Origin of the sequence: Streptomyces triticirhizae (genome assembly GCF_003696235.1) — a bacterium.
Lineage (GTDB): Bacteria > Actinomycetota > Actinomycetes > Streptomycetales > Streptomycetaceae > Streptomyces > Streptomyces triticirhizae.
Window position 1 is genome coordinate 1 of record NZ_RFFJ01000191.1, and the last position, 11221, is coordinate 11221.

The 11221-nt window shown below is 72.1% G+C and carries 11 protein-coding genes, 1 tRNA gene and 1 pseudogene; 6 read left to right on the forward strand and 7 right to left on the reverse strand.

The features are described from left to right. Together EBN88_RS24575 and EBN88_RS24580 are read right to left on the reverse strand one after the other, a co-directional pair. Nucleotides 1-330, reverse strand: a pseudogene (locus EBN88_RS24575) (hypothetical protein); the annotation flags it as partial. 123 nt (nucleotides 331-453) lie between these two features. Next, complete coding sequence (locus EBN88_RS24580; protein WP_122399251.1) at nucleotides 454-657, reverse strand: cold-shock protein; 204 nt, start codon at nucleotides 655-657, stop codon at nucleotides 454-456. 462 nt (nucleotides 658-1119) lie between these two features. On the opposite strand from EBN88_RS24580, the gene EBN88_RS24585 reads away from it, so the two are divergent. Further along, the gene (locus tag EBN88_RS24585; RefSeq protein ID WP_122399252.1) at nucleotides 1120-1752 is read left to right on the forward strand and encodes a response regulator; all 633 of its coding nucleotides are present in this window, start codon (nucleotides 1120-1122) and stop codon (nucleotides 1750-1752) included. A 184-nt stretch (nucleotides 1753-1936) separates the two neighbouring features. On the opposite strand, the gene EBN88_RS24590 is transcribed toward EBN88_RS24585, so the two are convergent. Then, nucleotides 1937-2010, reverse strand: a tRNA-Pro gene (locus tag EBN88_RS24590). A 44-nt stretch (nucleotides 2011-2054) separates the two neighbouring features. Next, nucleotides 2055-2996 (reverse strand): metallophosphoesterase, encoded by a 942-nt coding sequence (locus EBN88_RS24595; RefSeq protein ID WP_122399257.1) that lies wholly within the window; start codon nucleotides 2994-2996, stop codon nucleotides 2055-2057. A 59-nt stretch (nucleotides 2997-3055) separates the two neighbouring features. Between EBN88_RS24595 and EBN88_RS24600 the strand changes: the two genes are divergently transcribed. Beyond that, the gene (locus EBN88_RS24600) at nucleotides 3056-3520 is read left to right on the forward strand and encodes a GatB/YqeY domain-containing protein (protein ID WP_122399258.1); all 465 of its coding nucleotides are present in this window, start codon (nucleotides 3056-3058) and stop codon (nucleotides 3518-3520) included. 152 nt (nucleotides 3521-3672) lie between these two features. Here the strand turns inward: EBN88_RS24600 and EBN88_RS24605 are convergent, their stop codons facing one another. Next, nucleotides 3673-5967: a transglycosylase domain-containing protein gene (locus EBN88_RS24605; protein WP_122399253.1), complete on the reverse strand. Its 2295-nt coding sequence runs from the start codon at nucleotides 5965-5967 to the stop codon at nucleotides 3673-3675. Between the two features lie 361 nt (nucleotides 5968-6328). Here EBN88_RS24605 and EBN88_RS24615 point away from each other — a divergent pair, with 361 nt between their 5' ends. Beyond that, the gene (locus EBN88_RS24615) at nucleotides 6329-6685 is read left to right on the forward strand and encodes a WhiB family transcriptional regulator (RefSeq protein ID WP_122399254.1); all 357 of its coding nucleotides are present in this window, start codon (nucleotides 6329-6331) and stop codon (nucleotides 6683-6685) included. A 259-nt stretch (nucleotides 6686-6944) separates the two neighbouring features. On the opposite strand, the gene EBN88_RS24620 is transcribed toward EBN88_RS24615, so the two are convergent. Beyond that, the gene (locus tag EBN88_RS24620) at nucleotides 6945-8312 is read right to left on the reverse strand and encodes an ArsA family ATPase (RefSeq protein WP_122399255.1); all 1368 of its coding nucleotides are present in this window, start codon (nucleotides 8310-8312) and stop codon (nucleotides 6945-6947) included. A gap of 67 nt (nucleotides 8313-8379) precedes the next feature. Then, nucleotides 8380-9348 (reverse strand): ArsA family ATPase, encoded by a 969-nt coding sequence (locus EBN88_RS24625; protein WP_122399256.1) that lies wholly within the window; start codon nucleotides 9346-9348, stop codon nucleotides 8380-8382. A gap of 140 nt (nucleotides 9349-9488) precedes the next feature. On the opposite strand from EBN88_RS24625, the gene EBN88_RS24630 reads away from it, so the two are divergent. From EBN88_RS24630 to EBN88_RS24640, 3 genes are all read left to right on the forward strand, one after another. Then, nucleotides 9489-9650: a DUF4177 domain-containing protein gene (locus EBN88_RS24630; protein ID WP_122399259.1), complete on the forward strand. Its 162-nt coding sequence runs from the start codon at nucleotides 9489-9491 to the stop codon at nucleotides 9648-9650. A gap of 5 nt (nucleotides 9651-9655) precedes the next feature. Next, a complete protein-coding gene (locus EBN88_RS24635; protein WP_122399260.1) occupies nucleotides 9656-10123 on the forward strand; it encodes a RidA family protein in 468 nt (155 codons plus the stop codon). Between the two features lie 97 nt (nucleotides 10124-10220). After that, nucleotides 10221-11221, forward strand: a 1001-nt coding sequence (locus EBN88_RS24640) for a serine/threonine-protein kinase (protein WP_147472830.1), incomplete at its 3' end; no start/stop codon positions are given.

Below are 11221 nucleotides of genomic sequence, written 5' to 3' on the forward strand. Positions count from 1 at the left end.
CGGGCCGCCGGCCGCCGGCAGCGGCCCGGGCAGGGCGGTCAGCGGAACGGCGTGCAGCCGCCGCAACAGCGCGCCGGCCTCGCCCCACGGATACCGCTCCGGCGCCGCCGGATCGACCGGCTCCCCGCGCGGCCACCGCGTCACCAGCCGCCCACGCCGCTCCTCGACCCCGCCCAACGGCCGCACCACCAGCCCGTCCAGCGCCGCCGACCGCACCACCCGCAGCCGCGCCCGCAACCCCGCCAGCCCCACGCCCACCGCGTGCGTCTTCACCACCACCCCACCCCGCCGCTCCACCCACCCACCGACGGGACCCTCGACCACGGTCATGCGAGGCATGGTACGAGCGAGGTCTGACAGAACGAGCAGAACAAACGAGCCGACAAACGAAGCAGGGCCCCGCATCCGAGTACACGGATGCGGGGCCCTGCGGTCACGCCGTCAGGGGCGTGATCAGGCGGGAACGATGTTCTCCGCCTGCGGGCCCTTCTGGCCCTGGGTCACGTCGAAGGTCACCTTCTGGCCCTCGTGCAGCTCACGGAAGCCGGAAGCCGAGATGTTCGAGTAGTGGGCGAACACGTCAGCGCCGCCGCCCTCCTGCTCGATGAAGCCGAAGCCCTTTTCGGCGTTGAACCACTTAACGGTGCCTGAAGCCATCCTGCGTCTCCTTAGGGGGCAAACCCGATTCCGCACCTTGCGGGCCGGGGTCGCTGCGTGTTTTCCCCTCCGGAAACACCGGATATGAAAAAAGGTGCCCACCGACCGAAGTCGGGAAGAGCACCTGAAATTCTTGGGAACCACAACTGCAACTTCGTCCACCGTAGCACGCCCCTCCCCCAACCGCGAGATGTGGCGACAAGCCGCCGCCACGAAGCCGCGAAGAAACCGCTCCGGTGCAGGTCAGAACGCTGCCACGCGCCGACACGGATCGTTCGACCTCCGGTGGGTCGCCGACCGGCGCCAGGTCGTCGAACCGGTGGGACGCCCATCGGACGCCACCGTCGGGCGCGGCCGGCGCCTCCGGGTGCGTTCGCTCCCCGACCGCTGCCTTTCGGCCAACTCGCCCCGAGCAAGGGGATTTTGCCCCCCGTAAGGTGCGCGAGGAGGATAATTCGACGGATGTCCGAAGCCATCTGGGTCAAGCTTCTCGACACCCTTCCCGGTGTGCTCTGGGTGGCCTTCGCGGCCACCGTGTACTTCACCCTGCGAAGAACGATCATCGAACGGATGGTCCCCCGGGTGACGGCGTTCCGGGCGATGGGCGTGGAGATCGAACTCGCCAGCCAACTTCTCGATCGCGCTGTCACCGAGAGCGACAGCGCCATCTCGGCGAGCGACCGCAGCACGGCGCTCGGCAGACTGGAACACGCGGCCGAATTCCTCAGGGGCGGCCGGTTGCTCTGGGTCGATGACCATCCGGAGGGCAATCGGGCCCTGATCGACTTCTTCCGCGCGGCCGGCATGACCGTCGATCTCGCGCTGTCGACGGAGGAGGCCGTCCCCTACGCCCGCCGCAGGGCGTACGACATCATCATCAGCGACCTCGACCGGGACGGCGATCCACGGGCGGGCATCAGGATGCTGCGCGATCTGGAGCGCCATGACGTGCACACTCCGGTGCTGATCTACACGGGAAGGTTCGACCCCGAGAGAGGCGTCGACCGCCGCATCTTCGCCGCCACCACCGCCCCGATCGCGCTGGTCCACTACGTCATCGACCTCATGGAACGCGCCCGCCTGGGCTCCCTCTGACCGACAGCCCGGCGCGACCAGCAGCATCAGACCACAGCTACGGGGCGCCGAAGTACGAGGGCCGGGCGAACCACTCGACGATTCCGCACAGTTGTGCCTGACGCGGCACGGTTGCCCCCCTGTTTGGCCCCCCGGGCATGAAAGAGGGCCAATCGCGATCATGCGATTGGCCCTCTGACCTGCGTCGGGGTGGCGGGATTTGAACCCACGACCTCTTCGTCCCGAACGAAGCGCGCTGCCAAGCTGCGCCACACCCCGGTGGAGCGTGGACTACTTTAGCTGACCAGCGGGCGTTCACGAAATCAGGTTGTGGTGGGGGTCAGCGTCAGCAGCGTGGCCTCCGGGGGGCAGGCGAGGCGGACGGGGGTGTAGCGGTTGGTGCCGCAGCCCGCCGAGACGTGGAGGTAGGAGCGGCGGCCCGCCGCCTCGTGGTGGGAGAGGCCCTTGACGCGGTCGGTGTCCAGGTCGCAGTTGGTGACCAGCGCGCCGTAGAAGGGGACGCAGAGCTGCCCGCCGTGGGTGTGGCCCGCGAGGATCAGCGGGTAGCCGTCGGTGGTGAAGGCGTCGAGGACGCGCAGGTAGGGGGCGTGCACCACGGCGAGCGAGAGGTCGGCGTCCGGCTCGGGCCCGCCGGCGACGGCCTCATAGCGGTCGCGCCTGATGTGCGGGTCGTCGAGCCCGGTGAGGGCGATCTCCGCGCCGGCGGCCTTGAGCTGGCCCCGGGTGTTGGTGAGGTTGACCCAGCCCGCCTCGTCGAACGTGTCCCGCAGCAGCCACCACGGGTTGCGGGGAACGTTGCGCGCCGGCGCGTTCCCGTTGAGGCCGTGGCGGCCCGAGGAGCGTTCCGCCAGGTAGCGCGCGGGGTTGCGCAGGCGGGGCGCGTAGTAGTCGTTGGAGCCGAAGACGTACGCCCCCGGGAACTCCAGCAGGGGCCCGAGCGCGTCGAGCACCTCGGGGACGGCCTCGGGGTCGGAGAGGTTGTCGCCCGTGTTGATCACCAGGTCGGGCCGGAGCCCGGCCAGGGACTGGAGCCAGCGGCGCTTCTTGTTCTGCCCCGAGACCATGTGGATGTCCGACACCTGGAGCACCCGCAGCGGCGGCGCCCCCGGCGGCAGCACGGGAACGGTCACCCGACGCAGCCGGAAGGATCTGACCTCGAACCCCGCCGCGTAGGCGACGGTGCCTGCGGCGAGGGCGCTGACGGCGAGGGCGGCGTTCAGGGGAATGCGATATCGCGCGCGCATGGGGCCCATGGTCGCAGAGCCAACGGGGCCCAGGGGCACCGGCTGTCACAATGGTCGGCATGACCACGTTCAAGTCCCGGTTGCAGGGCGATCTGACGGCAGCGATCAAGCAACGCGACGAGCTGCGGTCCGCCACCCTTCGGATGGCGCTGGCAGCGATCACCACCGAGGAGGTGGCGGGCAAGGCCGCCCGCGAACTCTCCGACGACGAGGTCCAGAAGGTGCTCGCGCGCGAGGCCAAGAAGCGCAGGGAGGCGGCCGAGGCGTTCGAGAAGGGCGGCCGCGCGGAGAGCGCGGAGCGGGAACGGGCCGAGGGCGCGGTGTTGGCCGAGTATCTGCCCCAGCCGCTCACGGACGAGGAGTTGTCCGGCCTGGTCGCCGAGGCGGTGGCCGAGGCGCGGAGCCAGGGCGCCGAGGGGCCCAGGGCGATGGGCGCGGTGATGAAGATCGTGCACCCGAAGGTCGCCGGGCGGGCCGAGGGCGGCCGGGTGGCCGCCGCCGTCAAGAAGGCGCTGGCCGGCTGAGGTTGACGCCGCGCGCCGGAACGACGGCGCGCGCCCCGGACCCGGAACGACGGCGCCGCGCGCCGGAACGACGGCGAAGGGCGCCCCCACCGTGTGGCGGGGGCGCCCTTCGCCGTCGCTGTCCCCGGCCGGCGCCGGCGTGGCGGGGGCCGTCAGTTCCGTTGGCCGCCGTTGCCGTCCTGGGGCAGGTCGGGGAGTTCGACGTCGCCCCAGTCGCCCCAGTCGCCGGGGTCAAAGCCCGGGTTGCCGTCGTCGGGCGGGGAGTCCCCGCCGTCGTCGTCCCGGTCGCGATCCCGGTCCCGGTCACGGTCCCGGCCTCGGTCCCGATCCCGGTCCCGGTCGCGGTCCCGGTCGCGCTGGTCCTCGGCCCTGGGGACGTCGACCTGGGTGAAGTTGGTCGCCGGAACGCCCTGGAGCGCGCCCGTCATCGCCTGCCGCCAGATCGGTCCGGCCACGCCGGCGCCGCTGGCGCGCTCGAAGTACCGGCCGCCGATGGTGATGTCCTCCATCGGGGGCAGGCTCTGGTCGCCGCCGACCCGCACCGCCGTGGACAGCTGCGGGGTGTACCCCACGAACCAGACGTTCTTCCGCTCGTCGGTGGTGCCGGTCTTGCCCGCGTTGTCGCGGTCGGTGAGGCCGACGGCCTGGCCGGTGCCGTCCTCGATCACGCCGCGCAGCATCATGTTGATGGTCCTGGCGGTCCGCGCCGACATCACCTGGCCGCACTCGGCCGGCGGCACGCTCAGCTCCTCGCCGTCCGCGTTGGTCACCGCCGTGATGGCGACCGGCTCGCAGTAGGTGCCCTCGTTGGCGAAGGCCGCGTAGGCGCTGGCCATCATCAACGGGGTGGTCTCCTGGCCGCCCAGGGTCACCGAGGGGTTGGCCGCGAGCGGCTCGTCGCTGCCGCGCTCCACGCCCAGGTTCCCCGCCATGGTGATGGTCTCGCAGAGCCCGGCCTGGCGCTCCAGGTGGGCGAAGTAGGTGTTGATGGACTGACCGAGCGCGTCGGTCATGTCCCACTCACCCTCCTCGTCCTCGCGCTCGTTGGTCAGCGTCCACTCCGGCTCCTCGGCCGAACCCAGGGGCTGGTTCTCGCAGTTGCGGAAGTCGGACATCGGCAGGGTGATCTCGTACTCGGTCTCGTAGGTCTGGGCCGGCGAGATCCCCTGCTCCAGCGCGGCGGCGGCGGTGAACGGCTTGAACGTGGAGCCCGGCTGGAAGCCGTAGGTGGTGCCGCCCATGCCGCTGGAGACGTTGAGGTTGATCGAGGTCTGGTTCTCGCCGTAGCCGTAGGGCCGGCTCTGCGCCATGGAGACGATGTGCCCGGTGCCCGGCTCGACCTGGACGACGGCGGCCGTGATCGGCTCGTCCGGGTTGGCGCCGTCCCGCGCGGCCTGGGCGGCGGCGGCCTGGGCCTGGGGGCGGAGCGTGGTCTGGATGGTCATGCCGCCGAGCGCCCACTGGGCCGCGCGCTCCTCGCGGGTCTCGCCGAAGACCGGGTTCGCCAGGAACTCGTGCTGGACGTACTCGCAGAAGAACGCCGCGTCGTTGGGGGCGGTGATGCAGCCGTTCCTGGGCTCGCTGATGTTCAGCCCGAGGTCGGCGGCCATGGCCTCCTCGGCCTCGGCCTCGTCGATGTCCCCGACCTGGAGCATTCGGCTGATCACGGTGTTACGGCGGTCGATCGCGGCCTGTTCGTTCTCGACCGGGTCGTACTGACTCGGTGACTGCACCAGGCCGGCGATGAGCGCGGCCTCGGGGATGGTCAGCTCGGCCGCCGACTTGGAGAAGTACCGCCGGGCGGCGGCCTCGACGCCGTACGCCTGCTGGCCGAAGTACGTGATGTTGAGGTAGTTCTCCAGGATCTGGTCCTTGGACAGCTCCTGTTCGAGCTGGATCGCGTACTTCATCTCGCGGATCTTGCGGCCCAGGCCCGCCGCGCCCGACTGCTGGGTGGCCTCGGCCACCGCCTCCGCGTCGTCGCCCGCCGCCTCGACGAACACGTTCTTCACGTACTGCTGGGTGAGCGTCGAGGCGCCCTCGGCGACGCCGCCCGACTCCAGGTTCCGGTTGAGCGCGCGGAGGATGCCGCGCAGGTCGACGGCGCCGTGCTCGTAGAACCTGGCGTCCTCGATGGCGACGATCGCGTTCCGCACGTGCTCGGACATCTCGTCCAGGGGCACCACGGTGCGGTCGCGGAAGTAGACGTCGGCGATCACGTTGCCGTCGGCGTCCAGGATCGTGGTCTTCTGGCTCAACGGGGGACGCTTCATCATGGCGGGGATCTCGTCGAACCCCTCGGCCGTGCCCCGCGCGGCCAGCCCGATGGCGCCGACCGCCGGCAGGGCGATGCCCGCCAGCACGGCGCCGGCGAGCACGCTGACACCGAGGAACTTGGCCACCTGCTGAGCGGCGCTCAGGCCGCCACCGGCACGCTTCCTACCCATGGGGACCAGCCTACGTTCTCAAACGCCGGACAGGGCCCCGGGTGTTCGCCTAAGCTACTGACGATTCACATAAAGCCCAACGAGTCAAGTTCGGCCTCACTCGAAGGGGTGAGATCGCAAAGAGCCTGTGCTCTGCCGCTCGCCCATCTCCACAACTCGCACGGGTGCTCTGGCCTGCGTCGCCGAACCCTCACCCGGTCGGGTTACTTCCCCCTTCCCATAGTCCGATCGGGCCATTCAAGATTAGGCCCACTGGGGGTGTTGTGGTCTGGCTGCCTTCCGTAACGTCCTCAACTGGCAAGGGCGAATATGCCACTTGCCGCCGTGGGGGAGCCTCGATTCGGGAGAGGACGGCACCGGCATGAGCTGGGTTACCGACTGGAGCGCGCAGGCGGCCTGTCGCGCGACAGATCCGGATGAGTTGTTTGTTCAGGGCGCGGCGCAGAACCGCGCCAAGGTTGTCTGCACCGGCTGCCCGGTGCGTACCGAGTGCCTGGCGGACGCGCTGGACAACCGCGTGGAGTTCGGCGTGTGGGGTGGGATGACGGAGCGCGAGCGGCGTGCGCTGCTGCGCCGGCGCCCGACGGTCACCTCCTGGCGCAGGCTGCTGGAGACGGCGCGCACGGAATACGAGCGGAGTCTGCGCTTCGGCGAGGGCGGGCGTTATCGGGACCCCCTCGACGGGTCGTCCTTCGAGGAGTGGGCCGGGGTGGGATAAAGCGAGCGGTCGGCGCGCGACCTTTTTCTGGATTGTTTGCCTGTGATCGCTTCGCGGCGACACGGTGATGGCATGTGGTGGTCATGGCCGTGGCGCGAGCCGCCCGATGGCGTATGCGTGAACGCACGCCCGGGCGGGGCCGAACCCGCCGGGCGCGGCCGAGGCCGTGGCCGGAACCGCCGTGGCGCGTGGGCCCGTTGAGAGGGCCGTTCCGAGGTGGGTTCGGGGGGCCGTTCCGGGGTGACCGTTGTGACAGGGTTCACAGCGGTCCGTCGTCGTGGCGCGCCGGCCGGCCCAGGGCCTCGCCGATGGCGCGCAGTCCCTCCAGGTCGTGCACATCGCCGGGGAGCGCGGCCACCTCGGCCACCGGCACCTCGGGATGGAGCGCCGTGAAGCGGGCCCGGGTGCGGCTCTCGCGCGCCAACTGGCGCATGTGCTCGGCGTGGACGCGCAGCAGGGCGGCGGCGAGCCGCTCGGTGGCGTCGTCGCGCGCCTCGGCCGTCGGGGAGGAGCCCGTGGGAGAGGGGGCTTCGGGAGAGTGACGGCCGTGCGGTCGGGCCCGCGCGGAGTCGGGGGCGGGAGTGGTCCGCCCCGTTTCTGTCTGCCCGGTCGGATCATCGGCCATGCCGCTCGGGGCAAGATTTTTTCCGTCCCGGCTCTCCAGCGCCTCGGCGGCGGCCAGCGCCCGTTCCGCGCTCAACCCGGCGGCGCCGGAGGCGTGGACGCGGTTGAGCACCAGGCCGGCCAGCGGCATCCGGTCGGCCGCCAGCCGTTCCACGAAGTAGGCGGCCTCGCGCAGCGCGTCCCGCTCGGGCGCCGCCACCACCAGGAACGCGGTGCCCGGCGCCTGGAGCAGCCGGTAGGTGGCGTCGGCGCGGGTGCGGAAGCCGCCGAACATCGTGTCCAGCGCGGCGACGAAGGTCTGCACGTCGCGGACCAGCCCGGCGCCCACCACCCGGTCGATGGTGCCGGTGAACCGGGAGAGCCCGGCCAGGCCCAGGTCCATCACCTTGCGCCCGGCCCGGCCGCCGGCCTTCGCCGGGCCCATCAGCAGCCGGATGAACCGGCCGTCGAGGAACGAGCCGAGACGCTGCGGCGCGTCCAGGAAGTCCAGCGCGGAGCGGCTGGGCGGGGTGTCGACCACGATCAGGTCCCACTCGTCGCGCGCCGCGAGCTGGCCCAGCTTCTCCATCGCCATGTACTCCTGGGTGCCGGCGAAGCCGGTGGAGAGCGACTGGTAGAAGGGGTTCTCCAGGATCGCGCGGGCGCGCTCGGGGTCGGCGTGCGCCTCGACGGTCTCGTCGAAGGTCCGCTTCATGTCCAGCATCATCGCGAACAGCTCGCCGCCGGCCCCGTCCTTCACGCCCGGGACCCGGCGGGGAACGTTGTCCAGCGCGGCCAGGCCCATCGACTGGGCCAGCCTGCGGGCCGGGTCGATCGTCAACACGACGACGCGGCGCCCGCGTTCGGCGGCGCGCAGGCCGAGCGCCGCGGCCGTGGTGGTCTTGCCGACGCCACCTGAGCCGCAGCAGACCACGATGCGGGTGTCGGGCGCGTCCAGGAGCGGGTCGAGGGCCAGCGGTGGCACCTCGGCGACGATGGACTCCCGGTCCCGGGGCTCGGTCATTGGCCCTCCCCTTCTCCCTCGTCGTGCGGGCTCACGCGGTGTGGGCCCTCGTACGACGCGTTCCGGTTCACCACCGGTGCTCCCTCAGGCGGCGCGCCAAGCGGTAGAGGCCGGCCAGGTCGGCGCCGTCGGCGAGCAGCGGAAGTTCCCGCACCGGCAGGCCCAGCGCCGTCAACTCGGCGCGCTGGGCGGCTTCGAGGGACTGCCGCTCGGCGTGCTCGGCGCCGCGCGCGAGCAGCGGGTCGACCAGCCGCGCCGGGGCGGGCAGCCCGGCGGAACGCAGCGCCCCCGCCAGCCGCTCCCGGTCCACCCCGGCCGGGTCGGCCGCGGAGGCGGCGACCTCGGCGACGGGCGGCCGCACCATGTTCACCACCACGGCGCCGACCGGGAGTTCGGCCGCGCGCAGCTCGGCGACGCCGTCCGAGGTCTCCTGGACCGGCATCTCCTCCAGCAGGGTCACCAGGTGAACGGCGGTCTCGGCGGACTTCAGCACCCGCATCACGGCCTGCGCCTGGTGGTGGATCGGGCCCACCTTCGCCAGCCCGGCGACCTCGCTGTTGACGCCGAGGAAGCGGGTGATCCGGCCGGTCGGCGGGGCGTCCATCACCACCGCGTCATAGACGAACTCCCCGTCGGGGCCGCGCCTTCGGGTGGCCTCGCAGACCTTGCCGGTCAGCAGCACGTCGCGCAGCCCGGGGGCGATGGTGGTGGCGAAGTCGATGGCCCCGATCCGACGCAGGGCCCGGCCGGCGCCGCCGAGCTTGTAGAACATCTGGAGGTAGTCGAGGAGCGCCTTCTCGGCGTCGACGGCCAGCGCGAACACCTCGCCGCCGCCGGGCCCGATCGCGATCCTGCGCTCCTCGTACGGCAGCGCCTCGGTCTCGAAGAGCTGGGCGATGCCCTGCCGCCCCTCGACCTCGACGAGCAGGGTCCGCCGCCCCTCCTCGGCCAACGCCAGGGCCAGCGCGGCCGCGACGGTCGTCTTCCCGGTGCCGCCCTTGCCGGAGACCACGTGCAGTCTGCGTTCTGGGGTCACGCTGGCGAGCCTAAGGGAACGGCGTCGGCGGCCGTTTCGCCAGGGCCCGCCGGCCGCCGGCGCCGCCGGTGGCGTGGGCCGGGTGGCCGTCACTGTGCGTGGTGGTGTCGCTGTCAGTGGCGGTGACTAGAGTGGCCGCCATGAAGAAGTGGGAATACGCGACGGTGCCGCTCCTGGTGCACGCCACCAAGCAGATCCTGGACAACTGGGGCGAGGACGGCTGGGAGTTGGTGCAGGTCGTTCCTGGACCGAACGCGGAGCAGCTGGTGGCTTACTTCAAGCGCGAGAAGCCCCAGGGGTGAGCGCGGTGAGCGGAGTGGAGGAGCGGCTGGCGGGGCTCGGGCTGGCGTTGCCGCCGGTCGTGCCGCCGGTGGCCGCCTATGTGCCGGCCGTGGTCAGCGGGGCCTATGTGTACACCTCGGGTCAGGTGCCGCTGGTCGCTGGGGAGCTGCCGGTGGCCGGCAAGGTCGGCGCCGAGGTCACGCAGGAGCAGGCGCGGGACATGGCGCGGGTCTGCGCGCTGAACGCGCTGGCGGCCGTGAAGTCGGTGGCCGGGGACCTGGACCGGGTGGCCAGGGTGGTCAAGGTGCTGGGCTTCGTCGCCTCGGCGCCCGGGTTCACCGGCCAGCCCCAGGTGGTCAACGGCGCCAGCGAGTTGCTGGGCGAGGTCTTCGGCGAGCGGGGCCGGCACGCGCGCAGCGCGGTCGGGGTCGCGGTGCTGCCGCTGGACGCGCCGGTGGAGATCGAGATGCAGGTGGAGTTGGTGGACGGCTGACGGCAGTATTGCCCTGCCGTCCACGGGAGTTGGACGGCACATGGCTGCCGGGTGAGCGGTGGGCGTGGACGGGGCACGGACAGAGCCGGGGTGGACGATGCGTGAGCTGAGGGCCGACGATCCGCGTCGGATCGGGAGGTATCGCGTCATCGGGCGGCTGGGCGCCGGCGGGATGGGCGAGGTCTTCCTCGCCAGGAGCCGGAGCGGCCGTTCGGTCGCGGTCAAGGTGGTCAGCCGCGCGGAGGCCGCCGACCCGGGCTTCCGGGCCAGGTTCGCCCGGGAGGTGCGGGCCGCGCGGCAGGTCGCCGGGCCCGGCACGGTTCCGGTGGTCGACGCCGACCCCGACGCCGAACTCCCCTGGTACGCCTCGGACTACATACCCGGCCCCTCGCTGGCCGCCGCCGTGGACGAGCACGGGCCGCTGCCGATGAGCAGTGTCTGGCGGCTGGCGGCCGACCTCGCCGGGACCCTGGAGGAGATCCACCAACAGGGCCTGGTCCACCGGGACATCAAGCCGCCCAACCTGCTGCTGTCCGCTTCCGGGCCCCGGCTGATCGACTTCGGCATCGCCCGCGCCTCCGCCACCCAGGGCCTCACGGTGACGGGCGCCCGGCTGGGCACCGTCGGCTACATGTCGCCGGAGCAGTGGGCCGGCCAGCGGGTGACCCCGGCCAGCGACCTGTACAGCTACGGGCTGCTGCTGTACTTCGCCGCCACCGGCCAGGACCCGCGCCCCGGCGTGGCGTTGCGGCTTGAGGGGCTGCATCCCGAGTTGGCCCGGCTGATATCGGCCTGCCAGGCGGAGCGGCCGGAGGATCGGCCCGGCGCGGCCGAGGCGCACGCCTGGGCCCGGCGGCTGGACACCACGGCCGACTCCTGGCTGCCCGACTCGGTGCTCACGGCGATCGCCCGCACCTCTGAGCGACTGCTCAACCTCGCCGCCGAGTTGGACGAGGAGGAGCCGTTCACCGAGCCGGGTTCCGGCGACGGCGGGCGGCGGCCGCGCGGCGGGCTGTGGTCGCGGACCACCCGGGCGGCCGGGGGCTGGTGGCGCACGCCCACCAGCCTCGACACCCCGCTGCCGCCGGGCGCCCCCGG

Bases quoted from the DNA above. Each gene is read 5' to 3' on its own strand.
- EBN88_RS24615 (WP_122399254.1), top strand. From the start codon at position 6,329: ATGAGCTGGGTTACCGACTGGAGCGCGCAGGCGGCCTGTCGCGCGACA.
- EBN88_RS24580 (WP_122399251.1), bottom strand. From the start codon at position 657: ATGGCTTCAGGCACCGTTAAGTGGTTCAACGCCGAAAAGGGCTTCGGC.
- EBN88_RS24600 (WP_122399258.1), top strand. From the start codon at position 3,056: ATGACCACGTTCAAGTCCCGGTTGCAGGGCGATCTGACGGCAGCGATC.
- EBN88_RS24620 (WP_122399255.1), bottom strand. From the start codon at position 8,312: ATGACCGAGCCCCGGGACCGGGAGTCCATCGTCGCCGAGGTGCCACCG.
- EBN88_RS24595 (WP_122399257.1), bottom strand. From the start codon at position 2,996: ATGCGCGCGCGATATCGCATTCCCCTGAACGCCGCCCTCGCCGTCAGC.
- EBN88_RS24605 (WP_122399253.1), bottom strand. From the start codon at position 5,967: ATGGGTAGGAAGCGTGCCGGTGGCGGCCTGAGCGCCGCTCAGCAGGTG.
- EBN88_RS24630 (WP_122399259.1), top strand. From the start codon at position 9,489: ATGAAGAAGTGGGAATACGCGACGGTGCCGCTCCTGGTGCACGCCACC.
- EBN88_RS24585 (WP_122399252.1), top strand. From the start codon at position 1,120: ATGTCCGAAGCCATCTGGGTCAAGCTTCTCGACACCCTTCCCGGTGTG.